This is a genomic window from Brevibacterium sp. XM4083 (genome assembly GCF_006489205.2).
Classification (GTDB): domain Bacteria; phylum Actinomycetota; class Actinomycetes; order Actinomycetales; family Brevibacteriaceae; genus Brevibacterium.
This window is the reverse complement of the sequence record NZ_VFYR02000001.1, coordinates 249,674-274,994: the sequence shown is the minus strand read 5'-3', so window position 1 is coordinate 274,994 and position 25,321 is coordinate 249,674. Positions and strand designations below refer to the sequence as shown.

Genomic DNA, 25,321 nt, shown 5'->3' with positions numbered 1-25,321 from the left:
ACAGTGACGACATGCACTCACCTCCGCGAACCCCTGTCAGCTCGCGCATCGGCGTCTTCAGCTGGGCGCTGTGGGACTGGGGTTCGGCGTCGTTCAATGCCGTCATCATCACATTCGTCTTCACCCCGTACCTGACGAAGGCCGTGGCGAGCAGCGAGGAGTCCGGCTCTGCGGCACTCGGCTGGTCGATGGCCGCCGCTGGGCTCGTCATCGCCCTCGTCGCCCCGGCCGTCGGCACCCGCGCCGATGCGGGCGGGCGGCACCGGCTCTGGCTCGGCGTCCACACGGGAATCGTCATCGTGACGATGGCCGGTCTCTTCTTCGTCCGCGACTCCCCCGCCTATCTGTGGCTGGGTCTGCTCCTCATCGCCGTGGGCAGCGTCTTCTTCGAGTTCGCCGAGGTGGCCTACAACGGCATCATGGTCCGCATCACGACCCCCGACAACGTCGGCAAGGTCTCCGGCTTCGGCTGGGGCATGGGCTATGCGGGCGGGCTCGTCCTCCTCGTCCTCCTCCTCGTCCTCGTCATCCAACCCGAGGTCGGGCTCTTCGGCGCCACCGACGAGGGCGGCCTGCGCTTCCGCATCGTCGCGGTGCTCTCGGCCGTGTGGTTCGCGGTCTTCGCGATCCCCGTCCTCCTCACCGCCCCCGGCGCGAAGGTCACGGGCACCTCGGGAGGCCATCCGATCAGGGCATTCATCGCCGACTACGCGTCCCTCGTCCGCCGTCTCGTGCGGATGTGGAAGCACGAGCATCAGACCCTGCGCTTCTTCATCGCCTCGGCGATCTTCCGCGACGGGCTCGCCGCGATCTTCGCGTTCGCCGGGGTGCTCGCGGCCGGCAGCTACGGCTTCTCGGCCACGGAGATCATCATCCTCGGCGTCGCGGCGAACGTCGCGGCCGGCGCCGGGGCGATGATCGCCGGGCTCTTCGACGACCGCTTCGGCCCCAAGCCCGTGATCATCACCGGGCTCATCGTCATCATCGCCGGCGGAGTGCCGATCCTCCTCACCGACGACCCGGCCGTGTTCTGGGTGTGCGCGCTCGTCCTCAGCTTCTGCGTCGGCCCGGTCCAGGCCTCGTCGCGGTCGTTCCTCGCCCGCCTCACCCCGCCCGAGCGCGCCGGCGAGAACTTCGGCCTCTACGCGACGACCGGCCGGGCCGTGAGCTTCCTCGGCCCGGCGATGTTCGCGCTCTTCATCTCCCTGCTCGGATATCAGCGTGCGGGCACGCTCGGCATCATCATCGTCCTCATCGTCGGCCTCGCCCTCATCATCGCGGTGAAGTCGGACGCACCGCAGCGGTCGATGGCGGCGATGGCGAAGGAGTGAATCCCGCCGGGGCGGGAGATCGTTCCGTGCCCGACCGCACCGAGACGGGAGGTCGGCCCGTGTTCGTCCCCGCCGAGGCGGGAGATCGTCAGTCCTTCGCGAGGAGGTCGTCGATCTGCCCGATCGCAGCCGTGGCGCCTTCGACGACACCCATCTCGAGCACCGTCTTCAGCCCTTCGGCGGTGTCGAAGACCGAAGTGTAGACGGCCTTCGTGCCGTCACCGTCAGCGGTGAACGTGTACGTGTTCGCACTGCCGGGCAGGGACTGCGCGATGTCGAAGTTCTCGTCGGCGAAGTAGTCGCGGAAGGAGAAGCTGACGGGCGCATCGACCGCGGTGACCTCCCACAGGCCGTAGTACTTCTCCCCCTCGGGTCCGGTCATGTAGTAGGTGACGCGGCCGCCGGGGACGAGGTCGTGGTCGACGACGGTGGCCGGATGCGTCGGCGGTCCCCACACCTTCTCGAGCTGCCGCGGATCGGCGTAGACGTCCCAGACCCTCTCTGGCGGGGCGGCGAACTGCGCGACCATCGTCAGGGTCTTCGTGTCCTCGTTGTGGCTGGTCTCCGTCACCGGCATGGCTGCTCCTTCGTCGTTGAATGCACTCATCCCTCCGCGCCCGGGCGGGGCGGAGGCGTCGTGTCCGCGTCGTCGGCGGCGAGCAGAGCATCGATGCGATCGACGCGGTCCCGCCATTGGAGTTCGAGATCGCCGAGGAGGTCGCGCACAGTGCGGATCGCGCCGACATCGGCCCGGGTGACCTGGCGACGTCCGCTGCGCTCCTTCGTCACGAGACCTGCCCGCTCGAGCACGGCGACGTGCTTCTGCACGGCGGCGAAGCTCATGTCGTAGTCCTCGGCGAGTTCGGACACGGACAGTCCGTCGACGAGGACGCGGCGGACGATGTCGCGCCGCGTCCGATCCGCCAACGCCTGGAACATCGCGTCGACGTCGTCGTCGAGTCGGGCTGTCATGCCCACATCTTACAACCGAATGGTTGTACGTCAAGAGATGCGCGGCCGCCGAATCGCTCGCCCCACCCCGCCGACGACGCCCAGCCGGAGGCGAACCCGACCGCCGGGCTCATTGCGGCTCGGAAGAATTCACCGACGACCTGTTGACGCAGCGATTGAACACGCGTTTAATATTAAACATGCGTTCAACCACTCCGAAGGGTGAGCCCTCCCGCTCCCCGAACACTTCGCCGGAGACGGCCAGGAGGATCCTCGACGCCGCTGTCACCGAGTTCGCCGAGCACGGCTTCGCGAAAGCCACCGTGCGCGGCATCGCCGCGGCAGCAGGAGTCTCCCCCGGACTCGTCATCCACCATTTCGGGTCGAAGGAGGGACTGCGCACCGCGTGCGACGACCACGTCTTCGACCTCATCACCGAGAAGAAGGTGGAGAACGCCGGGTACGCGGTCATGGCCGTGCAGATGATGTTCGACGACCCGGCCATGTCGACGGCTGTGGACTATCTGCTCAAATCGCTGCTCGATCCGAGCGAGCACGGGCAGCGCTACTTCGACCACTACGTCGATCTCGTCGAGTCCTACATCGTCGAGGGCTTCGCCGGCTACGAGTTCCGGAAGAGCGACGACACCCGCGGGCAGGCCGCGATGCTCGCCGTCATGGCCCTGGCCCCGGCGATGCTCAGCCGTCGCCTCGAGGCGAACCTCGGCACCGCCGACGTCGCTTCGACGATGACGCGGCTCGCCCCGCACCTGCTCGACCTCTACTGGAACGGCGTGCTCGCCTCGGCACCGACGTCGCCGCCGGGCAGCCCGGCCGGAGAGCCGACGGCCGGCGCAGGGCCGGCGAGCGCGGAACTGCCCGCCACCGGTCCACCCGGCTCGCCCGACGGCACAGCGTCCGCAGGCGGCACAGCACCCGACGGCTCACCGCCTCCACAGAGCACAGCCCCCGCAGACGACGCAACCACCGCAGACGGCGCAACCACCGCAGCCGACACAGCTCCCACTGCCGACACAGACCCACCGACCTCATCACGCACCCGATCCCAGGGAGATGACCCATCATGACCGTTCAGACCAGCACTGCAGACCGCACCACGACCCCACACACCTCGGCGGCCATCGAGATGACCGCCGTCGTCAAGACCTACGGTCGCGTCCGCGCCCTCGACGGGCTCACCCTCTCCGTCGCCCGCGGAGAGGTCCACGGCTTCCTCGGACCCAACGGCGCGGGCAAGTCGACGACGATCCGGATCCTGCTCGGGATCCTGCGCTCGGATGCGGGACGGATCAGCCTCCTCGGCGAGAATCCGTGGTCGCACGCGGTGTCACTGCACCGGCGGCTCGCCTACGTTCCCGGCGACGTCGAACTGTGGCCGGGGCTGACCGGCGGCGAGGCGATCGACCTGTTCTCCCGGTTGCGCGGCGGCGTCGACACGGCCAAGCGCGACGAGCTCATCGAGCGCTTCGACCTCGACCCGCGGAAGAAGGGACGGACGTACTCGAAGGGCAACCGGCAGAAGGTCGCGCTCATCTCCGCCCTCGCCTCGAACGTCGAGCTGCTCCTCCTCGACGAGCCGACGGCCGGTCTCGATCCGCTCATGGAGGCCGTCTTCCAGGAGTGCATCCGCGAGGCGAAGGACCAGGGGCGCACGGTGCTGCTCTCAAGCCACATCCTCGCGCAGGTCGAAGCACTCGCCGATCGGGTCTCGATCATCCGCGCCGGCAGGATCGTCGAGACCGGGGCGCTCGCGGACCTGCGCCACCTGTCGCGGACGACCGTGACCGTCCAGGTCGAGAAGGACATCCCGCAGCTGACGACGATGACCGGTGTCCACGATCTCGTCCGCGAAGGACCGCAGCTGCACTTCAGCGCCGACACCGCGCAGCTGCCGGGGATCATGCGGGCCCTCGGCGAGCACGACATCCGGTCGCTGACGGCCACGCCGCCCACTCTCGAACAGCTCCTGCTGCGCCACTACGGATCGGAGGACCGGTGATGAACACGCACACGGCGACGACGGCCCGGACCCGCGGGGAGAACCCCGGCTCCACCCGTCTGCTCACCTCGGCGCCTCCCGGCACCCACGGTCGGCATGCGGCACCAGCGGGACACCGGGACCACCCGGCCCACCGGGCCGAGCGGGGCACGAACCTCACCGGGCTCGGCACCCTGCTGCGCTTCATGCTCCGCCGTGACCGCTGGCGCCTGCCGCTGTGGGTGCTCGGCCTCTCGGCGATGGCCGCGTACTTCTCGAACGCGATCGCCCTCGTCCTCGACGGCAGCTCGCTCGAAGCGATGACGGTGTTCGCGAAGAACCCCGTCATGGGACTCATCACGGGACCCGGCTACGGCTTCGACGACATCACCGTGCCGCGCTTCATCGTCGGGATGTACGGTGTCTTCCTCATGCTCGGCGCCGCCCTCATGTCGATCCTCACGATCTCCCGCCACACCCGCAGCGAGGAGCAGACCGGGCGGGCCGAACTCGTCCGGGCCGATGTCACCGGACGCCACACCCAGCTCATCGCCGCGCTCGTCCTCACGCTGGGGATGAACGTCCTCGTCGCGCTCGGCACGACGGTCGCGTTCGCCGCCTCCGAAGCCGAACCCCGACCGTTCTCCTCGGCCCTGCTCTTCGGGGCGAGCATCGGCGCGGTCGGCTGGGTGTTCGCCGGGGTCGCCGCGGTGACCGCGCAGCTCTCGGCGTTCGCGCGCGCCTGCTCGGGCATCGCCGGGGCGATCCTCGCGGTGTTCTTCATCGTCCGCGGGCTCGGCGACATGTCCGCCGTCCAGGGCGGGGACCTCGAGTGGCTGTCGTGGCTCTCACCCCTGGGCTGGGCGCAGCAGACCGCGCCGTTCACGCTCGACCGCTGGTGGCCGCTGCTGCTGTGCGTGGGCCTGCTCGTCGTCCTCGTCCCGGTCGCCCTCGCCCTCCAGTCGAAGCGCGACCTCGCCGCGGGCATCCTCCCCGACCGGCTCGGTCGCCCGACCGCGTCGGCGGCCCTGTCCTCCCCGTTCGCCCTCGCCCTGCGCCTCCAGCGCTCGAGCCTGCTCTGGTGGTCGCTCGGCGTCCTCATCATGGGCGTCGTCTTCGGCTCGTTCACCTCGGCGATGGCCGAGAGTGCGGACGGCATGCCGCCGGAGATCCTGGCGATCATGGGCGGAGCCGACGGCATCGTCGACGGCTATCTCGGGTTCATGGGGCTCTACTTCGCGATCATCGTCGCCGTCTTCGCACTCATCTCCGCCGGCGGCCTGCGGGCCGAGGAGCAGGGGTTCCGCACCGAACCCGTGCTCGCCACCGGGGTCAGCCGGCCGGGGTGGATGCTCGCCTGGGCGAGCGTGTCGTTCCTCGGCGCGCTCCTGCTCATGGCGCTCGGCGGCTTCGGCGAGGGCTTCGGGGCCGCGGCCTCGACCGGCGACTGGGATCTGCTCGGTCCCACCTTCGTCGGCCACCTCGCGCAGACCCCGGCGATCTGGGCGCTGCTCGGCATCGCCTTCCTCGCCTACGGCATCGTCCCGCGGGTCATGGGCATCGGCTGGATCGTCTTCGCCGCCTCCGCGGTCCTCGCGTTCTTCGGCACGATGCTCCAGCTCGACGAGGCGATCCTCGACCTGTCCGTGTTCGTCCACATCGGGCAGTACCCGTCGGTCGACCTCGAACCGGCGGCGATCGCGTGGCTGACCGCGGGAGGCATCGTCCTCACGCTCATCGGCGCGGTGGGCTTCCGCCGGCGCAACCTCATCACCGCGTGATTCCCCTCGCCGAGGCGGGGCGTCGTCACAGCCTGACGCCGTCCCGCCTGGGCGGGCTGTCTCCGCGGGGTCGTGGCGCGGGGTCGTGGCGCGCGCAACGTCGGCGTGCGCGGCCGTCATGGCGGGAGGAAGCCGAGCGCCCCGGCCCGCGTGATCGCCTCCGCCCGGCCGGAGACGCCGAACTTGCGGTAGAGGGCCGAGAGGCGGTTCTTCACCGTCCCCGGCACCTGGTGGAGCTCCGCGGAGATCTGGGCGATCGAGCGGTCGGTGGCGAGGAGATCGAGCAGGTGGGCTTCGGCCTTGCTCAGCTGCGGCATCGACACCTCGGACACCGACACCGCACCGACCTCGCGCAGCCGCGTGAGGAGCTGGGCGCGCCCGGTCTCGGCGAACGCCCGGAACACCGGCTCCCACGCCGGATCGCCGGCGCTGAGGTCGAGGAGTCGGATGCGGTCGGTCCGGGGCAGCCAGGCCAGCGGCAGCAGGGAGCTGACGAGCGCGGTGAGTCCGAGGGTCGTGCGGAACTCGTCGAGCGCCTCGGCGTCGCGGCCCAGCCGAGCCTGCGCCGCCGCCCGGATCGCGGCGAGCTCGGCCCGTCCGGTGGGGGTGAGCAGCGGATGATAGAACCACGCTTCGACCTGGGCGATTGCGGACTCGCTGCGCCCGGCGACGAGTTCGACGCGCACACCGGCGACGACGCGGGCGGCGGAGTCCGGCGACATCTGCTCGAGTTCGACCTCGGCCCACCGCAGCTGACCGAGCGCGGTGAAGACGGCGCTGCGGCCGCCGGACACGAGGTCGCGGCTCAGCCGAGGCAGCGTCGTGCTCGGCACCCCGTCGTCGAGGTCGTCATGGGCGACGTCGTCGTTGGCGATGATGAGGTCGGCTGTGGTGCGGGCGGCGAGCACGGCCAGCCGCCGTCCGATGACGGGGATCCAGATGCGCAGTCCCATCCCATCCGGTGCCCGGTCGACGTCGGCGAGGCAGTCCGCGGCGAGGTCGAGGTCGAGGCGGTCGAGCGCGCGCAGGGCCGTGGCGATGCGCCACGGCGAGCGCACGACGTCGTCGACGAGAGTCGGGCGCGGCGCCGTCCGGGCCAGTCGCGCCAGCAGCGCATCGGTGCGCTCGTGGTCCCCGGCGACCGCTGAGGCCAATGCCGCCCACGCGACGGCGGCGGGCACGAGGTAGTCGCCGTCGACGTGACGCGGGGCGGCCTGGACCTCGACGTCGTGGAGGACCGCCCGGGCACGAGCGACGTCCCCGTCGTGGAAGGCGCAGATCGCGGCGACGAGGCGGATGATGAGCTGGGCGCGTTTCGCACCGGGCCGGATGCGCGCCGACAGGCCGAGGTCGGCGGCCTCGCTGTGGCGTCCGGCGGCAACGAGGCTCGACATGTCCCGCAGCACGGTCGCCGGTCCCACCTCGGTGACGATCACCTGCGACGGGGGTGCATCGGGGACGGCGAGGAAGCAGAGTTCGCGGAGCCGGCCGGTCCGCGTCTCCCCGATGAGGGCCTCCTGCAGTCGCTGCTGATCGAAATCTCCGCCGAGGAGGTCGATGATGTCCTCGGCGATGCGGGCCATGAGGGCAAGGTCCGGTTCGACCGTCATCGCCTCGGGCGGGAGTCCGCCGTAGGCAGCGCAGGCGGCTTCCGGGGAGAGGAGGAACATCGGCAGCCCGACGGAATCGGCGAGCCGGACGAGCACGTCCCAGTGCCGGGCGCGGCGGGCGAGGTCGAGGACGTCGGCGAGCACCTGCGCATCGATCGCCTCGGCGGTCTCGAGATGGTCGACGAGAGCGGGGACGAGATGTGAGAGGAGGCCGGACGCCTCGCTTCCGCTGTCCGCGGCGGCCGCGCTGCGGCGCAGGCTCGCCGCGAGCAGGACGGGCACGCGCAGGAGCCGCCGGCCGCCGTCGGCTCCGGCATCGGCGACGATGCCCGACATGCGCAGGCGCATGAGCACGCCCTCGGCGTCCTGGGGACCGGCCCCCGGCGGGGGCACAGAGGCGAGCGCGAAGAGCGCAGTCCGTTCGGTGAACGCGCCGAGGTGGGACAGCACCGTCGCGACCCACAGGTCCTCGGCGGGCAGGCCGAGGTCGAGCGGCGGCGTCTGCGCGGCGACGTAGTCGGCGAAGCTGCGGGAGGTGGGATCGACGGAGTGGTCGACGCGGGCGACGGCAGCGGCTGCGATCCGCCCGAGCGCGAGGCACCCGGCGCTCGCGGCGAACAGCTCGGTCGCGGACTCGTCAGGAGCGAGACCGAGTTCGCGGGCGAAGTCGGCGAACTCGGCCGCCCGGCCCGTCTGCGCGAGCCCGCCGGCCTCGGCAGGGCCGCCTGTCTCGGCAGACCCGCCGGCCTCGGCGGGGTCGGTACCGGGGACCATCTTCTCCAGACCTCCACCTCGGCGGGGAACCACCGCGCTGAGTTGATCGATGAACATATCGCAGCCTCTCCTCGATCTGCGTCGCCAGCGGGGAGCTCCCACCGTGGGTGGAACCGCTGCTGTGGAACCAGTCTGGGGGACGCGCCCGCCAGAGACCGCCGTCGCGGGGCGGACCTGCGGGAAGCCGTCAGGGTTGTGCGGGTCGGCGAAACAGTCCGCGTGAGCCATGGAGTCGGGCAGCGGGCCTCCCTACGCTTGAGCATCATGAACACGGTGCGCACGATCGCGACAGATGAATACTGGAGGTTCCTCGACCGCACGGGGGACGCCAGCTATCAGCAGACCCCCGAGTGGAGTCTCGCCCGCAGCACCGACTGGGAGCACGAACCCGTGGGCTGGTTCGCCGGCGGCGATGAGCCGGTCGCGGCGGCCGTCATCAGGTATCGGCGGATGCCCGGCAGTCGCCTGCGGTTCGCCTACATCCCGCAGGGCCCGCTCATCGACTGGTCGTCGCCGGACGTCGACGATCAGCTCACCGCGCTCACGACCCACCTGCGCGCCCGCCGCGTCTTCGGTGTGCGCATCACTCCCCCGCTCACCCTGCGGCGGTGGGATTCGGCGACCGTGCGCGCGGGCCTCGCCGATGCCGCGGTCCGCCGCTTCTCCGACCTCCCACCCGATGCCGTCGACGAGGCGGCTCTCCAGCTGACCGAGCTGCTGGCACGGCGCGGGTGGCGACAGATCGTCGGCGACCCCGACACCGAGGCGAGTCAGCCGCGGCTGAACTTCCACCTGCGCTTCGACGACGGCACCGAGGAGACAGCGCTGAAGAAGATGTCGAAGACGTGGCGGAAGAACATCCGCAAGGCCGCGCGCGCCGAGGTGGAGGTCCGTCCGGGTGGTCGCGACGACCTCGGCGAGGTCCATCGCCTCTTCGTCGAAACAGCCGAGCGCAACGGCTTCGACCCGCAGCCGCGCGAGTACCTCGAGGCGATCTGGGAGACCATGGGAGAGACCTTCCCCGGGGACTTCGCTCTCCACGTCGCACGTCACGACGGGGACGCGGTCGCGGCGAACGCCACCGCGCGGATCGGCGACCGGGTGCAGGGGGTCCTCGCTGCGACGAGCGCGGTGCGACCGGAGGCCCGGCCGTCGAACGCGGTGTACTGGGCGATCATCCGGCGGGCCGTGGCCGACGGCGCGAAGCTCCTCGACCTCGGTGGGGTCGAGGACACCCTCGACGCCGGCGACCACGCGTCCGGTCTCATCCGCTTCAAGGCGGAGATGGGGGCCGATGCCCACGAGTACATCGGCGCGTGGGATCTGCCGCTGCAGCCTGCCGTCTACCGTGCCTTCGCAACGGTGCTGCCGTTGCGCGCCCGCCTGCGCGCGCTGCGCCCGGCAACCGCACGCGCACTGCGGAGTCCCGCAAAGACGCTCCGGAGGCAGACCGAGAGGCGGGCATCGCCGCTAGCATCCCGATAAGCGGGGTCTGCACCGCCTCCGCCTCCCACCGACAGGACACCCGACATGCCGAAAGCCTCGCTGCTGCTCGTGACTGTCGGCAACATCTCGACGGCCGCGGCGCAGTGGTACCTCGTGTGGCTCTTCGCCCGCCAGGACGGACCCACCGCGGTCGGCCAGTACTCAACCCTCATCGCCGCTCTCACGCCGGTGTTCATCCTCTCCCAGCTGGGACTGCGCAACCTCTATCTCACCCTGCAGGCGCGCGTCCGCTGGAGCGTCTACCTCGGTGTGCGGATCTGCGGCGCCGCCGTGGCCGCCGGGATCGGCCTCCTCGTGCTCGGGCTCGTCGTCTCCGAGCTCTCCTGGCCGATGGCGGCTGCCGTGCTCGTCATCAAACTCTGCGACACGATCGCCGACCTCTTCTTCGCACGCCTGCAGAGGGCCGAACGGCTCCGGGCGTTCGGGCTCATCCTCATCGGCAGCGCCGTCGTCACCGCCGTCACCGTCACCCTCGTCATGGCCGTCACGGGGTCGGTGGTCAGTGCCCTGTGGGGTGTGGCCGGGACGGCCCTGCTCGTCGCCGTCGTCACCGCCGTCCTCGGGCAGCGCGCCCCCGCCCCGGATCGCGCCGCGGGCGACGATCGTCCGTCAGACTCCGCCTCCACCGGCACCGAGGTGCGCACCCTCCTCACCGCGGGACTGCCGCTGTCGCTCATGCAGGGGATCTATTCGCTGACGTCCTACGCCCCGCTCGGCGTCGTTGCGCTCTTCGGAACCGCCGACGACGTCGGACGGTACGCCTCGGCCGCGTACCTCGTCGTCTTCGCGAACCTCGTCGGAGCATCCGTCGAGACCGTCATGCTGCCGATCTACCGTCGTCTCCACGAGGACCCCGCGGCACCGCCCCTGCTGCGGACGTCCCTGCTGCGGGGCGGGATCATCTCAGGCGCACTCAGTCCGCTCATCATCGTCGCCCTCGTCGTCGGCAGTCCGCTGCTCGTCGCCGTCTACGGCGACGCCTTCGCTCTGTCGGCACCCGCGATCGGAATGCTCGCCCTCGCCGCGGTCATCACCGTGCCCACGTATCTGCTCTCGGCGACGCTGCTCGTGCTCAACCGGTACTGGGCGACGACCTTCGTCGGTGCGTTCTCGGTCGCTGTCGCGCTGCTCAGCGGCGGGATCGCCGGAGCCGTCGGGATGCCGGCGGTGGAGGCCGGGTGCCTCGCGCTGCTGTGCGGTTCCGTCGGCCGGTATGCCGGTGAGCTGCTGCTCGCGTGGCTGCCGGCGGGCCCTGCCCGCCGTCTCGACCCGGTCGCGGACCCGGTGCCGAGTCAGGGCGGCCGCGGCTGAGGGTCACCGGTCGACGAGGACGTCGAACGATCCGAAGTAGACCGCCCACAGGGTGAACGCGACGAGCAGGCCGAGGCGCACGACGGGGGCGGCCGTCCCGCGGTAGGCGAGGAAGGGGATCGAGACGACGGCGGGCACGAGCGACCACGAGTACGCGGCGAGGCGGTCGCTGAAGAAGACGAATCCCATGAGCAGGAAGTACCCGTTGAGGAGGATGAAGGCGTTGAGCAGCTGCGGATACCACACGGGCAGGCCGGTGAGCTTCTTGAAGGCGGCGTAGGACACGGCCAGCGGGCCCGCGCTGAAGAGCCAGAAGCTCGGACGGTTCGTGCCGCCGGTGTACTCCGCGGCCAGTGAGGGGTCGGAGTAGACGTCGACCTGCTCGACGCTCGAGCCGAGGGGCCCGGCCAGGCGCTCGTTCATCCCCGTGAAGTAGGCGGCGGAGAGGATCACCCACGCGCCGAGGAGGATGTCGGTGCGCATGCGGATGAGCCGGATGAGGACGATGATGAGCGCCGCGGGAATGGCCGACCAGTGGAAGAGCAGACCGACCCCGACGAGGAGGACGATCCACCCGAGCCTGGCGCCGCGCAGGACGAGGGCCAGGGCGAGGAAGAGGAACGAGATCGACAGCCCCTGCCGGAGCAGGAAGCTCGAATAGTCCATGAAGAAGCCGAAGCAGAACGTCACGTAGAGCACAACGGCCGTCTGCCAGCCGGAGCCGAGGACGAGCCACAGGGTCGCGGCGAGCATGATCCCGCAGAAGGCCGCCGCGACGATGAAGTAGACGCGAGAATCATGGGTGAAGAGCCCGACGATCCAGTTGAACAGCAGGTACGCCGGCTCCCTGCCGTCGGCGACGGTGGCAGCGAAGATCTCGTCCGGCGACGCGAAGCTCATCGACTCGAATTCGAGGGCGTAGCGGTTCTTGTCGACGACGTCGTAGTTCGCCGCCGAGGCGGCCAGCACCGTGATCGTCACGAGCGAGAGGATGGGAAACAGCGCGTTGCTCCAGTGACGGAACTTCGAGGTCTCCCCGACGACGCAGAAGCCGACGATCCACAGGGTGGCGAGCACGAACCACGAGACGAGGAACATCGCTCACGCCTCGATTCGGTCGAACTGCTGCTCCCATTTGAGAAGCGTCCGGATTGCCGGCATCATCTCATCGAGCATCGTCTGGTGGACCTCGTCTGTGCCGCCGATCGGGTCGACGACGTCGTCGTTGCCGCCGTCGCCGGGGGCCGCGTGACGGTACCGCTGCGCCAGCGCCGCGAGCGACTGCCACCGCTCCGTCGGCGACGAGCCGTTCTCAGGCGGCACGAGGGGCAGGATGCGGGCGAACTCGCGCAGCGTGAACGTGCGCTTGAGGGCCGCCGGCAGCATCTGCACGACGGCTGCGCGCTGCGCCCGCTCCATCGTGAGGACGAGGTCGGCGGTGCGGATGTGGCCGGGTTCGAGCCGCCGCGAGGCGAACCCGTCGAAGGTCAGCCCGTAGCGTCCGGCGATCCGGGCGATCTCCGGGGTCACCGTGTCGTCGGGAAGCCCCTGAGTCCCGGCGCTGGAGACCGCGAACTGCAGGGGCGCCAGCTCATCGAGGCCGTCCTGGAGCACCCGCTCGGCGAGCGGGGACCGGCAGACATTGCCGGTGCACACGACGAGGATGGAGAACGGCCCCAGGTCGACGTCCCATCCCCCGTTCATCGGCGGCCTCCGACGAGACCGGTGAGGCGGAAGAGCGAGCGGTACCCGAGGAGGTTGTAGGCGGAGCCGAGCATCCGCCGCCCCGGTCCGAGACCGTCCATCCGCACCGAGGGCACCTCGATCCGGTACTCCCTCGCCCGGGCCAACCGCTGCTCCCTGGGAACGTCGCAGTCGGGGCGGTGGAGGTCGCGCACGCACGAGAAGACGTTTTTCGCCCTGATGAAGTCGACGGCCGCGACGAGCTCGGACGATCCTGTACTCTGCGCCCAGTCCGCGAGCCGCTTCCCGACGATCGTGAGATCCGTGAACTTGTCGGGGAGGTAGCGTCCGGTCGCCGAGGCGGTCCCGCCCCGCCGATAGAAGTGACCGCGGATCGGCACCGTCCGCACCGCCTCGGCGCGGGACACGCACTCGAGGTTGAAGAGGAGGTCCTCACCCATGCGGACGCCCTCGAGGAAACGGGTGCCTCCCGCATCGATGAGGGAGCGCCGGTAGGCCTTGTCCCATACCGCGTTCGCGGTCTCAGCGGCGATCATCGTCGCGATCTGCCGGTGGTCGAGGACGACGTCGACCGCCTCGGCGAGTGCCGCCTGCAGCCGACGGTCGCCATCGGGTCCGGCGCGGCCGATGGCAGCCGGGTCGTCGGTGGAGGCGAAGCCGACGATGTCTGCATCGTCCCCACCGGCCCGGACGAGCGCTGTGAGGAGCAGCGGGTCGATGAGCAGGTCGTCGGCGTCGAGGAAGAGGATCCACTCGCCGTGCGCCGCATCGAGACCGCGGTTCCGGGCCGCGGAGACACCGCGATTCGGCTGGCGGAGGGTGCGAACCCTGGGATCCGCCGCGGCGAGGTCGGCGAGGAGCGCAGGCGTGGCGTCGGTCGAGCCGTCGTCGACGACGATGAGTTCGAGGGCGCGATGGCGCTGCGCGAGCACCGAGTCGAGCGTCGCCTGCAGGCGCGCCTCGCCGTTGAGGACGGGGACGATGACGGAGACGAGGACCTCGGCGCCGCTCATCGCTCGCCCCGACCGATCGCAGCGCTCGACGCGGGCCGGGACGTGCGGTCGACGAGCGACTCGAGGAAGACCCTCACCGACTCTGCCGTCTCCGCCGAGTCGAGGCGCGAGCGATCGTAGGTCAGGGGCGCCGCCATCCGTCCTGTCGACCAGTCCTCGGCGATCGCGGCGACGAGGGCCGCACTGTCGCGATCGGTCACGAGCCGGGCCTCGGGGATGTCGCGCACGCCTTTGACGTCGAAGGCGTACGAGCGTCGACCCACGGCGACGGCTTCGAGCATCACCCGCGGCAGGCCCTCCCACGCCGCCGTGTGGAGAAGACCGTGACTGCCGCTCAGGGCGTCGACGACCGTGCCGAATCCATGGGCGGTGACGGCATCGGCGAGGCCGAGACGGCGCACCCGATCGGCGATCCGGGCTCGCAGCGGCCCGTCGCCGAGCATCCGCAGGCGGACGTCGACTCCCGCCGCCCTGAGACCGGCGACGACGTCGAGGGCGAGGTCGGGTCGCTTGCGGGGGCTGAACTCGCCGATCCAGACGAGCTCGAGCCGGTTGCCGACCACCGGGAGCGCCGGTGCCGCTGCGTACCGCTCGAGGTCGAGTCCGACCCCGGTCTCCAGGCGGAGCAGTCGGTGGGCCTCGACACGGGGGGCGAACCACGCATGGTCGTCGGAGTTGATGGTGATGATCCCGCTCGTGCGTCCCAGCAGCGAGCGCTCCACGGTCTGCCACATCCGGTCGGCCGGTCGGGTTCCGGTGTTCCAGTGCAGTCCGTGGCAGAAGTAGACGACGGGAACGTCGAGCGAGGCGGAGCGCACGAGCCCCGACGCCGTCGCGGAGTTCGTGACGACGACGTCGATCCCGGCGTCCCGGACCCAGGAGCGCAGCCCCGCCCGGGCCGCGACCATGCCCGGCCCCGGGCGCCTGCCGAGACCGGCGATGACGACCCCGTGCCCGTCGGCGGTCGGGGTCCCGGCCGCGGTCGACACCGCATGCCCCGCGGCCGTCCACGACGCGATGATCTCGGGAAAGAACGAATCGATCATGTGCCCGACGCTGGCGAGCAGGCCGATCCTCATGGCAGTCGTCCCATGCTCTCCCGCCGCGTCAGCCCTCCGGTGCGCGCCAGTCTCCGCGGGCGCAGGTGACGTCCTGCAGTGGCGTCGTCGCTCGTCGTCCAGGTCGGGCTCGCCGCCTCGGCGGTCTGGTCGCTGCTGCGACCGGACCAGGCGTCCTCGGTGCTGCCCGGCCAGGTCCGCGGCACATCGGACGGCGGCACATCGGAGGGGATCTCGGGTCCCGGCCCCGCGGTCTGCTTCTGCATCCGGCTCGAGTAGCACTGGTAGTAGCCGTTGGTCTCCGCCGAGGTGCGCGGCACGCGGTTGAGGACGACGTCGACGGGCACATCGAGGACGTCGAGGCCGCGCACCGCCTCCTGGAGGTCGTTCGTGCGCACCTGCCCGACACTGGCGACGAGGAGGACCCGGCCGACCTGCTTCGACAGCACGAGACTGTCGGCGACCGGCAGCAGCGGCGGCCCGTCGAGGATGACGATGTCGAACTCCCCGGTCAGGCGTTTGATGAGAGTTCCCATCGCCCGCGAATCGAGCAGCTCCGTGGGGTTCGGCGGCATCATCCCGGCCGTGAGGACGTAGAGCTCGTCCTGCCCCCAGGGCTGCATGAGCTCGGAGAGGTCGGCGGACCCGACGAGGGCGGTCGTCAGTCCCACGGAGTTCTCGAGGCCGAGCTTCTCCGCGACCGTCGGCTGCCTCAGATCGACATCGACGAGGGCGACCCGGCTGCCGGCCTGGGCGAGCGCGATCGCGAGATTGATGCTCGTCGTCGACTTGCCCTCCTGCGCTCCCGCCGAGGTGATGAGGATCGCCGAGTTCGTGTCGTCGACCTGGGCGAAGCCGAGGTTCGTCCGGAGCCGGCGGTAGGCCTCGCCGCGGACGTTGTCGAGTCCCATCTGGGTGAGCAGCGGCTGGTCGGTGATCTTCGGGTCCGTGGGGATCGAGGCGAGCACCGTCGCCGAGGTGATCGCCTCGACGTCCTCCTTCGCGCGCAGCCGGCTGTCGAGGTTCGACCGCAGCAGGGCGATGCCGAGTCCGATCGCCAGTCCGACGGGCAGTCCGAGGCCGATGCACATCCACAGCGGCAGACCGTCCGGGACCGTCGCGGGGACGGCGGGGTTGGCGACCTTGAGTTCGATCTGTCCGGTGTCGGCGCTGCCCGAGTTCTCCATCTCGCCGATGACGGTGACGAGGCTGCCGGCGATGGCGTCGGAGAGCGCCGCGGCATCGTCGGGCGTGGCCGCCGTGGCTTCGACGGTGATGAGCACCGTGCGCGGGTCGCTGTACGAGTTGACCTGTCCGGCCAGCTCCTCCGGCGTCTCGTCGAGGTTGAGGCGGTCGATGACGGGTTCGAGCACGGGCCGGCTGCTCGCCATGTCGACGTAGGTCTGGATCCGCTCCTGCATGAAGCTCGACGCCATCTGCAGCTGGTAGGGATCGCCCGAGGTCGACACCGAGGCGAAGAGCTCCGTGCGCGAGGAGTACGTCGTCGGCAGCAGCGCCCAGATCCCGAATCCTGCGGCACCGCCGAGCACGGTGGCGATGACGAGGAGGGCGACGTTGCGCCGGATGAGGCGCAGATATTCTTTGAGTTTCATGGCTCGTTCCGCTCCGGTGGGCGACTGCGGGGGATCAGCACCGCCGCTGGTCGACGAGGTGGTCGTCCTGGTCCCAGGCTATGGGGGTGCCTGAGTGCTCTGATATCCCCGGCGCTCCGGGGTACGGGCGCCCGCATCACCGGTGCGGCCCTCCGCATCGGAACGCCGTGATGGCGGTCAGCACCCGGTCGAGCTGTGCGCTGCTCAGCGCCGACCCGCTCGGCAGCGTCAGCCCGGTCGCGAAGAGCGATTCGGACATCCGCCCGCCGTGCATCGTGCGACCGCGGTGGACGGGTTGGAGGTGCATCGGCTTCCACAGCGGACGCGTCTCGATGCCGTGCGAGGACAGCCACTCGCCGAGCTCACCGGCGGTGAAACCGGCCGTCTCGGGGTCGACGAGCACCGCGCTCAGCCACGCGTTGTCCGCGTGGGGGTTCTCGCGCCCGAAGAGCTCGACACCGGTCCAGTCCTCGAAGAGCTCGCTGTAGCGGGCGCGGTTCGCCCGGCGGGCTGCGATCATCGAGTCGAGGCGGAGAAGCTGAGCGCGCCCGAGCGCCGCGAGGAGATTGCTCAGACGGTAGTTGAAGCCGATGTCGGTGTGCTCGTAGTGGGCCACCGGCTGCCGGGCCTGTGTCGAGAGGTAGGCCGCGCGTGCGGCGAGGTCGGAGTCGTCGGTGAGCAGCGCCCCGCCGCCCGAGGTCGTCATGATCTTGTTGCCGTTGAAGGACACCGCTGCTGCGTGACCCATGCTCGCGGTGGCCCGGCCGCCGCAGTGGGAACCCAGGGATTCCGCGGCGTCGACGAGCACCGGCACCCCGAACTCGGCGGCGATCGGCAGGATCCGGTCGTAGTCGGCGGGCCTCCCGAGCAGGTCGACGGGCACGACGGCCGCCGGCAGGCGTCCGGCCCTCGCTCCGGCACGCAGCGCCTCGTGGAGGAGCCCGGGATCCATGTTGCCGTCGGCGGTGCAGTCGACGAAGACGGGTTCGGCCCCGCAGTAGACGATCGCGTTCGCGGTCGCCGCGAAGGTCATCGTCGATGTCACCACGGTGTCACCGGCACCGACGCCGAGGCCGAGCAGACCGAGGTGGAGGGCGGCGGTTCCCGAGGCGAGACCGACGGCGTGCCTGACGCCGGCCCGCGCGGCGAGTTCGGCTTCGAACGCGGTGAGGTCGGGGCCTGTCGGGGCGACCCATCCGGAGCGGAACGCGCGGACGAGGTACTCCTCCTCGAGCGCTCCGACGTCGGGAGTCGACACCGGGATCGGCTCGAGCCCGGTCGGTGCCGCCGAGGTGGTCGGCTGGGCGTTGGAGATCGTCATGAGGCCATCCTCAGGTCGGGGTTCGGTGCGGTCTCCGGCCACAGTGCGCAGCAGAGGAGCTCTCCTCCGGCGGCGACTGCGGCCGGCTGGGGCAGGGCGGTCAGCGCCGGCGCCTCGGTGACCGGGTGGAAGCCGCACGAGCGGTAGAGATCGGCTGCGGCACCGGCCGTCGCGACGGGGCAGAAGGCGAAGTCCGCATCGGTGCCGCGCGCCCGGTTGAGCAGCAGGCGGAGGACCTCACGAGCGAGCATCTCGTGTTCGTCGGGGTCGAAGGCGGCATCGGCCGGGTGCGGCAGGAACCGGATGAGCCGGGCCGATTCGCCGAGGCTGCCCATCTCGCACAGCCCCACCCGCTGACCCGCACGGGTTCTCGCCATCCACTGCGTGAGGTCGCGGGTGCGGGCGATCTGCTCGAACTCGATGAGGTCGGAGCGCAGGCTGCCGCCGTAGCTGAAGGTCGTCGCCGCCCCCGGGTGGCTGACCCCGGTGCGCCTGAGGACCGTGCCCACGGTCCGGGCGAGGATGCGCAGATCGGTGCGCAGGCTCATGGTCTCGACGTACTCGAGGTCGAGGTCGAAGCGCTCGTCCCATGACAGTGCGTTGCGGCCGCTGACCTGGGCGAGTCCGCTCAGGCCGCCGCGCACCGCATGGCGACGGGACTGCTCGGGAGTGTAGAGCGCAAGATAGTCGGTCGTCAGGGGGCGCGGGCCGATGAGGCTCATGTCGCCGACGAGGACGTTCCACAGGCTCGGCAGCTCGTCGATGCTCGTCGCCCGCAGGAGGCGGCCGAAGGCGGTGAGCCGTGTGGCGTCGCTCGTCCAGCCGCGGGCGGGGTCGAGCGGGCGCATGCTCCGGAACTTCCGCAGCCGGAAGATCCGACCGCCCTGGGTCACCCGCTCCTGCGCGAAGATGACCGGAGCGCCGTGGAAGGCGAGGACGAGGCCGGCGGTGAGCAGCAGGAGCGGGGCGCACACGAGCAGTCCGAGCCCTGCCCCGAGGCAGTCGAACGCACGCTTGGCGCGGGAATAGGGCATCTCAGGACCTCGCCGGCTCTGCCTGCCGGGCAGGCGTCGGCACCGCTGCCGGTGCCGACCCGCCGGCCGTCGGCGAACCGCTGGCCTCCCCGCCGGCCGTCGGCGCGGCGTCGGTGGCCGATGTCAGGAGTTCGGCGCCGCGGCGGTAGGCCGGGAAGAAGTCGCTGCTCTCATCGAAGTCGAGACCGCGCGCCGCCAGCCGCTGCCGGTGCGCGGTCAGGAGTGCGTCGTAGGCCTGGGCGGAGATGATGCGCTCCCCGGTGAGGTAGTCGACGCGGCCGTGCGGGGCGAACCCCCGCTTGTACCGGTCGAGGCTGTCATCGGCTGCGGCGGTGACGCCGCCGCCGAGCACATAGCTGCGGCAGCCCCGGGCCTTGAGCCAGGTCATCGACTCCATCTTCACGAGGTCGTTGGGGCGCGCGCGGAACGCGGCCGCCTCGGTGCCGCCGAGGAAGTAGTAGCCGGTGTCGGTGCCGAAGAGGAGGAGGTCAGCGGAGACGAGTCGCCCGTCGAGTTCGGCGTAGACGTAGGCGAACTGGCCGGCGAGCGCCGCGTGGAGGCCGTCGAAGAAGGGGCGTTCGAAGCGGTACCAGTCCGCGCTGTCGCGGCGCTGCATCGTCTCGGTGTAGATCCGGACGAAGTCGTCGACGAACTCGCCGTCGGTGTCGATGACGATGGTCACGCCCTCGCGCCGGGCGCGGCGGACGTTGCTGCGCACCTTCGGCGCGACCTCCCAGCCGAGCTCCTCGACGGAGACGCTGAGGTCCCTCACGTAGTTGTTCTGCCGCTTGCGGGTCGCACCCCGGTACGGCAGCAGCGTCTCCCCGAAGAGGGAGAGGCGGGAGAACTCGCTGACCACGGAGTGCTGTCGCGCCCACTCGTCGAAGCGGTGCCAGAACACCTCCGAGGTCGCTGCGACGTCGGTGAGCCCCCAGTGCATGGGTCCGCCGTAGCCGTAGGGGGAGACGATGTCCCGCCAGCCCTCGCTGCCGCTGATCTCGCGGAGGAAGAAGGGGTAGAGGACGTGTCCGCCGCCGTGGGACAGGGCGACCGCCATGAGCCGGCCCTCGGCCGGTCGCAGGAGGGAGCACACGTCCGGGTGGGCGAAGGGCTGGCGTTCGTCCGACGCCGCCCACAGGGCGATCCACTCATCGCGGTCGGCGGGCGCCTCGGCGTCCCAGACCTGCCACTGATCACTCATGCTGACACCTCTGATTTCACGTGCTTGCGCAGACGGGCGATGGTCAGTCCGGAGGCGGTTGCCGCCTCGGCGACGCGCTGCTGGCGCGCCGCTGCCGGCTCGGCGGGCAGCGAGTCGGCGGCCACGGCGTCGGGTCGCACAGCCTCGGCGTGCGCGGCCTCGGCGACGGTCTCGGTCACGACCTCGACCTCGGACGACGGAGACGGGACCGCCCGCTTTCGGGCGGGTGCCTCCGGGGTGCAGATCTGCGTGCAGAAGAGGTCGATGACCTCGCGGGAGGCCGACCGACTCGGCAGCACGCGCGGATCGAGCTCCGGCGCCTCGACCCGGCTGATCTTCTCGTGGATGCGCATCACCGTGCCCTCATCGACGCCGAAGAGCTCTTCGTCGAGCTTCTCGCCCTCGCGCAGGCCCGTGTAGATGATCTCCATCTGCCGATCCGACATCGCCACCAGGCTGCGCGCGATGTCGTCGATGCGCACGGGCTCTCCCATGTCGAGGACCATGACGTTGCCGTCCTGCCCGATCGCCGCGGCTTCGAGCACGAGCTGGCAGGCCTCGGGGATCGTCATGAAGAACCGCCGGACCTCGGGATCGGTGACCGTGACCGGACCGCCGCGCCGGATCTGCTCCTGGAACGACAGCAGCACCGAACCGCGGGAGCCGAGCACGTTGCCGAACCTCACCGAGAGATAGGTGCCCGGTGAGCGGGAGGCGAAGCCGCTGACGAGCTGTTCGGCGATGCGCTTGCTGCGCCCCAGCTCGCTCGTCGGCGCCGCCGCCTTGTCGGTGGAGATGTTGACGAAGGTGTCGACGCCGGCGGCCGCCGCTGCCTCGAGGACGTTGAGCGTGCCGTGGACATTGGTCTTCCACGCCTCTTCGGGGAACCGCTGGAGCATCGGCAGATGTTTGAGCGCCGCGGCGTGGAAGACGATCTGCGGCCGCGTGGCCGCGAAGATCCGCTCGAGCGCCTCGGGGTCGCGGATATCGGCGAGCACCGTGTTCGGCGAGGTCAGCAGGGCTGAGCCGAAGAGGGTGAGCTCGACGCCGTGCAGGGCGGACTCGTCCCGGTCGAGGAGGATGAGGGACTCCGGTCCGAGCGCCGAGAGCTGGCGGCACAGTTCGCTGCCGATCGACCCGCCGGCCCCGGTGACGAGGACGCGGCTGCCGGCGATGGTCGCGGCGATCTCCGTGAGATCGGTGTGGATGGGACTGCGGCCGATGAGGTCTTCGACCCTGAGATCGCGGATGTCGGCGATCTCGACCCGACGGTCGACGAGCTCGGCCAGCGGCGGGATCGTCCGCAGCCAGCGACCGGTCATCTCCAGGCTGCTGCGGCAGGCCTGCAGGAACTGCGCGTCGGAGTCGGCGATCGCGACGATGACGCCGGCGACGTCGAGCGCTTCGACCACCTCGGCGATGTCCTCGCTCGTGCCGCGCACGCGCACGCCCTGGATGCTCAGGTGCCGCTTGCGCGGATCGTCGTCGATGAGTCCCACGGGCAGGTAGGCGCCGGCCGGATCCGAGAGCATCTGGCGGATGAGGGAATCGGCGGCGTCTCCCGCGCCGACGACGAGGACCCGTTCTCCCTGCGTGGGCCGCGACGTCATCTGGTGGATGTAGCGGATGACGTACCGGCTGCCCGACATGAGGATGAGGGCGGAGAAGACGAGGAGCAGGACGAACGGGGAGTCACCTGCGGTGACGAGGAGCAGGACCACGGTGACGGCGAGGCTGAGGAGGACGAGCCCCCCGTACTCGGAGAAGCTGCCGTAGTGGTAGCGGCTGCGGTAGAGCCCGAGGCTCAGGCCCCCGAGCAGCTGGAGGGCGAGGGCGACGGTGAGCACGAGTCCGATCGTCCACCCGTCGATCCAGCCGAATCCGAGGACGAACCACGTGAGGCCTGCGGCGAGGACCCACGCGGCGGCGTCGAGCACGATCTGGAGGCGCGCCCTGTGCTCCCAGACCGCAAGCGCCAGTCGTGACGACCGGCTGCCTGCGGTTCCTGGTTCGGCCTCCGGTTGTTCCGATGCTGTCATTGCGATCTCCAATGCTTCAGTGAGACCGGCAGCGCCGTTCTCGGTTCTGCAGACGCCCGAGCCGCCGAGGGGACGGCAGTGACCTGGCCGCTGAGGGGGAGCGGCCGGCACGGGCGATTCGCGATTGCTTCCCAAGCTATTTCCGAAGCGGGGGTGTCAGACCCGTGTGCGCCGGTGATCTGCGGTCATCCGCGATCAGTGTGCGGACTGCCGCCACACCGGGCGCATCGGCGGACGATGCTCAGACGACCGCGAGACTCGGGTTCCCGGCCAGGCGGGAGATCAGCTCGGTGCGGGACCCGACTCCGAGCTTGCGGTAGGCGGCGGTGAGGCGCAGCTCGACGGTGCGCAGGGACACGAAGACCCGCCGGGCGATCTCCTTGTTCTTCAGCCCCGCCCGCACGAGTTCGACGACCTTGAGCTCCTCGTCGCTGAGTTCGCGCAGCTGCGGCAGCTCGGGAGCGGCGGTCTCGACCGGTGCCGGCGGTGCGGTGTGATGCCGGGCCAGGCCGTCGGCCCCGAGTTCGAGGAAGGTCGCCGAGGCGACGCTCAGCTGCTCCCGGGCGCGAGCCTGGGCGCCGATGCCGCTCAGCCGCCGACTGTAGGCGAGCTGCGTGAGCGCCTTCTCATAGAGCGAGTCCTCGGACCGGAACGCCCGCAGGGCGAGCGTGAAGAGTTCGAGGCTCTTCTCTCCGGCGGCGAGCAGCGCCTCGCAGCGACGCAGCGCGTGTTCGGCCCAGCGTGAGGGACAGCGTTCGACGCGGCGGCGCAGCTGTGCGACGAGCATCCCGGCGTGTTCGCGCCGTCCGATCTCGATGAGCGCTTCGATGAGGTCGGCTTCGTGGCGCCGCACGTTCGGGTTGAGTTCATGGGTGGAGAGCTCGTCGCAGCGCCGCAGATGGCGGACGGCCTCGGCCGGGTAGCCCAGACGCAGCAGGCAGCTGCCCTGGAGGGCATTGAGTTCGGCGAGGAGGCGCCGATTGTCCGTCGTCGCCGCAAGGGCGGCGAGCTCTGCCTCAAGGGGTTCGGCGGCGCAGGCCTCACCGCGCATGAGGAGCTGCCAGCAGCGCAGCTGCAGGATCCGGTCGGGCCTGACCTGACCCGCACCGGCGGTCGCGTGGCCGATGTCGTCGATGAGTTCGCTGGCTCGCCGCAGGCTTCCGGCCCGCAGGGCGATCTCCGCCTGCAGCCCCAGCGCCCGCGTGCGCCAGATGGTCGCCCGGTCGACCTCCCCGCGCAGCAGGGCGAGCGCGGCCTGCGCGGACTCGTAGTGCTCGGTGAACATGAGGCCCGTGGCGACGGCGAGGACGAAATGGGGTTCGCTCACCTCGATCTCACCGGTTCGCAGCGCGGTGAAGCACCGCAGCGCGGTCTCGTCCCGACCGCGCGCGGCCTCGAGCCTGATCGTCGCGGCGTCGAGCAGCTGGGATTCGCCGTCGCCGAGGTGGTCGGCGGCGTGGCGGGCGGCGGTGAGCAGCTCCTCGGCCTCGGCGTACTCGCCGCGATCGCAGCGGCCGATGCTGAGGAGGAGCTGGAGCCGGGCGACGTCGGCCGGGGCGTCGCGCAGCTCCTGCTTCGACCAGCTGTTGACGAGATGGGGTGGAAGCGTCTGGCGGCGGGTGAACGTGATCTCGACGTCGAGGGTCCGCGCCCGCACGGCGAGCGAGGACTGCCGGGACCGCGCCGCGAGGTGCCCGTAGCGGGAGGCGAAGACGAACTCGCCGCGCTCGTAGAGATCGCGGGCGACGGCGAGGAGGTCGGCGGCGAGGGCTTCGTGATCGGTGCTCACGCGGATCGCGCGTTCGACGAATTCGATGCCGTCGGCGGTCATCCCCTCGCCGATGAGGTGACGCGCGTCGGCGATGAGGGTCGGTGCCGAGTCCTCCGTCGGCCGCGAGAAGGACGCATGCCAGTGGGCCAGCCGCGGATCGACGCCCGCGCAGTCCTCGGCGAGCCGGACGTGGCCGGCGATCCGCTCGGTCGCGCTCATGGTCTGGTGGGTCCACGCCCGCACCAGGCCGTTGGTCAGGCGCAGGTGCGCGTCGCGTCGCTCGACGATGTCGCGCATCTCGAGGTCGTCGACGATCTCCCAGAAGCCGTCGACCCGTGCCGCGAGCGGGCCACAGGGCGTCGACGGGGCCAGCGCCAGCAGCCTGAGCAGGCTCTGCGTGTCATCATCGGGGGTCCCGATGATGTCGCGCACGAGCGCGTCGGCCTCGGCCCCCGGACGCGGCGGGATCGTCAGCGGGAGTTCGCCGAGGCGCTCGCGGCGATTCATCGCATCGAGGATGAGGCGCAGCGCCAGCGGCAGCCCCGACGACGCCGCGGCCGCGACGTGGGCCGCCGCTTCGGAGAGTCCGCCACCGCACTCCTGCTGGGCGAGCGCGACGAGTTCGCCGTGGTCGAGCTCGCGCAGCTCGACGGTGGGCAGCGGCGCCAGAGGGCTGTCGGTGGGCAGGGCACTGACGGAGATGACCATCCGGGTCCGCCCGGACTGCGATCGTCGCAGCCACTGTCCGAGCACGTCCTGGGAGGGGCGGTCCATCTTGTCGGCGCCGAGGATGACGATGAGGCCGTCGTCGGGCAGCTCGGCCGCCCGCAGCGCTCCCAGCACCGCCTCGGGGGCGGTGGCCGAGTCCTCGAGGCTCGCGGCGCCGAGGGAGGCGAGCAGGACGTCGATGCCGGAGTAGTCGGTGCGGGCCTCGGCGCGGTTGTAGTGCACGCGGTAGACCGGGCCCTCCCAGCGCGCTTCGAGGGCTCTGAGGAGTCCGGTCTTGCCGAGGCCGACGCGACCGACGACGGCCGCGGCCGTATGACGATCGAGCAGGGTCTGGAGATGGGCGGGATCTGAGGTGGGGATTGTGGGGATGTGCATGAGGTCCATCCTCGTGACCTGCGAGATCGGTCACTAGGTGGTCATTACGGGATGTTCTTCGGTCACTACTCGACTCGGGGCGCACGCGCACGGGCAGTCACTACTCGGTCATCGTGCGATGTCGATTGCGTGACCTTCGACCACTACTCGAATCACGTGTCTGTCGTTCTCCCCTACTCGCTCGTCACCGGTCGGCATGC

At 70.7% G+C, this 25,321-nt stretch carries 19 protein-coding genes; 6 read left to right on the top strand and 13 right to left on the bottom strand.

Features of this window, described 5'->3' with window-relative positions:
- Positions 1 to 11 precede the first annotated feature (11 nt).
- Positions 12 to 1,331: an MFS transporter gene (locus FJ887_RS01190; protein ID WP_137824447.1), complete on the top strand. Its 1,320-nt coding sequence runs from the start codon at positions 12 to 14 to the stop codon at positions 1,329 to 1,331.
- 88 nt (positions 1,332 to 1,419) lie between these two features.
- Here the strand turns inward: FJ887_RS01190 and FJ887_RS01185 are convergent, their stop codons facing one another.
- Positions 1,420 to 1,938, bottom strand: a complete 519-nt coding sequence (locus tag FJ887_RS01185; RefSeq protein WP_350457219.1) for an SRPBCC family protein — start codon at positions 1,936 to 1,938, stop codon at positions 1,420 to 1,422.
- The gene (locus tag FJ887_RS01180; protein ID WP_137824446.1) at positions 1,935 to 2,303 is read right to left on the bottom strand and encodes an ArsR/SmtB family transcription factor; all 369 of its coding nucleotides are present in this window, start codon (positions 2,301 to 2,303) and stop codon (positions 1,935 to 1,937) included. The genes FJ887_RS01185 and FJ887_RS01180 overlap by 4 nt, the downstream gene beginning before the upstream one ends.
- 179 nt (positions 2,304 to 2,482) lie before the next feature.
- On the opposite strand from FJ887_RS01180, the gene FJ887_RS01175 reads away from it, so the two are divergent.
- From FJ887_RS01175 to FJ887_RS01165, 3 genes are read left to right on the top strand one after another with little or no spacing between them, the layout of a single operon-like run.
- The gene (locus FJ887_RS01175; protein WP_249356494.1) at positions 2,483 to 3,370 is read left to right on the top strand and encodes a TetR/AcrR family transcriptional regulator; all 888 of its coding nucleotides are present in this window, start codon (positions 2,483 to 2,485) and stop codon (positions 3,368 to 3,370) included.
- Positions 3,367 to 4,302, top strand: a complete 936-nt coding sequence (locus FJ887_RS01170; RefSeq protein ID WP_137824445.1) for an ABC transporter ATP-binding protein — start codon at positions 3,367 to 3,369, stop codon at positions 4,300 to 4,302. The genes FJ887_RS01175 and FJ887_RS01170 overlap by 4 nt, the downstream gene beginning before the upstream one ends.
- A complete protein-coding gene (locus FJ887_RS01165) occupies positions 4,302 to 6,062 on the top strand; it encodes an ABC transporter permease (RefSeq protein WP_249356488.1) in 1,761 nt (586 codons plus the stop codon). Before FJ887_RS01170 ends, FJ887_RS01165 begins: the two co-directional genes overlap by 1 nt.
- 116 nt (positions 6,063 to 6,178) lie before the next feature.
- On the opposite strand, the gene FJ887_RS01160 is transcribed toward FJ887_RS01165, so the two are convergent.
- Positions 6,179 to 8,503 carry a helix-turn-helix transcriptional regulator gene (locus FJ887_RS01160; protein ID WP_137824444.1) on the bottom strand — a complete coding sequence of 775 codons (2,325 nt, stop codon included), beginning with the start codon at positions 8,501 to 8,503 and terminating at the stop codon, positions 6,179 to 6,181.
- A 207-nt stretch (positions 8,504 to 8,710) separates the two neighbouring features.
- On the opposite strand from FJ887_RS01160, the gene FJ887_RS01155 reads away from it, so the two are divergent.
- Together FJ887_RS01155 and FJ887_RS01150 are read left to right on the top strand one after the other, a co-directional pair.
- Positions 8,711 to 9,931 carry a lipid II:glycine glycyltransferase FemX gene (locus tag FJ887_RS01155; RefSeq protein WP_137824443.1) on the top strand — a complete coding sequence of 407 codons (1,221 nt, stop codon included), beginning with the start codon at positions 8,711 to 8,713 and terminating at the stop codon, positions 9,929 to 9,931.
- A gap of 45 nt (positions 9,932 to 9,976) precedes the next feature.
- Entirely contained in the window at positions 9,977 to 11,263 is a 1,287-nt protein-coding gene (locus tag FJ887_RS01150) for a lipopolysaccharide biosynthesis protein (RefSeq protein ID WP_137824442.1), read from the top strand.
- 3 nt (positions 11,264 to 11,266) lie between these two features.
- Here the strand turns inward: FJ887_RS01150 and FJ887_RS01145 are convergent, their stop codons facing one another.
- From FJ887_RS01145 to FJ887_RS01100, 10 genes are all read right to left on the bottom strand, one after another.
- Positions 11,267 to 12,361, bottom strand: coding sequence for an EpsG family protein (locus FJ887_RS01145; RefSeq protein WP_137824441.1), 1,095 nt, complete (start codon positions 12,359 to 12,361; stop codon positions 11,267 to 11,269).
- A 3-nt stretch (positions 12,362 to 12,364) separates the two neighbouring features.
- Positions 12,365 to 12,967, bottom strand: coding sequence for an arsenate reductase/protein-tyrosine-phosphatase family protein (locus FJ887_RS01140; RefSeq protein WP_137824440.1), 603 nt, complete (start codon positions 12,965 to 12,967; stop codon positions 12,365 to 12,367).
- The gene (locus FJ887_RS01135; protein ID WP_137824439.1) at positions 12,964 to 13,980 is read right to left on the bottom strand and encodes a glycosyltransferase family 2 protein; all 1,017 of its coding nucleotides are present in this window, start codon (positions 13,978 to 13,980) and stop codon (positions 12,964 to 12,966) included. Before FJ887_RS01135 ends, FJ887_RS01140 begins: the two co-directional genes overlap by 4 nt.
- Complete coding sequence (locus FJ887_RS01130) at positions 13,977 to 15,059, bottom strand: glycosyltransferase (RefSeq protein WP_137824438.1); 1,083 nt, start codon at positions 15,057 to 15,059, stop codon at positions 13,977 to 13,979. The genes FJ887_RS01135 and FJ887_RS01130 overlap by 4 nt, the downstream gene beginning before the upstream one ends.
- Positions 15,056 to 16,651, bottom strand: a complete 1,596-nt coding sequence (locus tag FJ887_RS01125; RefSeq protein WP_137824437.1) for a tyrosine-protein kinase domain-containing protein — start codon at positions 16,649 to 16,651, stop codon at positions 15,056 to 15,058. Before FJ887_RS01125 ends, FJ887_RS01130 begins: the two co-directional genes overlap by 4 nt.
- Positions 16,652 to 16,787: 136 nt before the next feature.
- Entirely contained in the window at positions 16,788 to 17,972 is a 1,185-nt protein-coding gene (locus FJ887_RS01120; protein WP_137824436.1) for a DegT/DnrJ/EryC1/StrS family aminotransferase, read from the bottom strand.
- Positions 17,969 to 19,006: a sugar transferase gene (locus FJ887_RS01115; protein WP_137824435.1), complete on the bottom strand. Its 1,038-nt coding sequence runs from the start codon at positions 19,004 to 19,006 to the stop codon at positions 17,969 to 17,971. Before FJ887_RS01115 ends, FJ887_RS01120 begins: the two co-directional genes overlap by 4 nt.
- A 1-nt stretch (position 19,007) precedes the next feature.
- On the bottom strand, positions 19,008 to 20,207 hold the full coding sequence (locus FJ887_RS01110; protein WP_137824434.1) for a GNAT family N-acetyltransferase: 1,200 nt from the start codon (positions 20,205 to 20,207) through the stop codon (positions 19,008 to 19,010).
- Positions 20,204 to 22,246 (bottom strand): nucleoside-diphosphate sugar epimerase/dehydratase, encoded by a 2,043-nt coding sequence (locus tag FJ887_RS01105; protein WP_137824433.1) that lies wholly within the window; start codon positions 22,244 to 22,246, stop codon positions 20,204 to 20,206. The genes FJ887_RS01110 and FJ887_RS01105 overlap by 4 nt, the downstream gene beginning before the upstream one ends.
- A gap of 241 nt (positions 22,247 to 22,487) precedes the next feature.
- Complete coding sequence (locus FJ887_RS01100; protein ID WP_137824432.1) at positions 22,488 to 25,121, bottom strand: helix-turn-helix transcriptional regulator; 2,634 nt, start codon at positions 25,119 to 25,121, stop codon at positions 22,488 to 22,490.
- Positions 25,122 to 25,321: the final 200 nt, after the last annotated feature.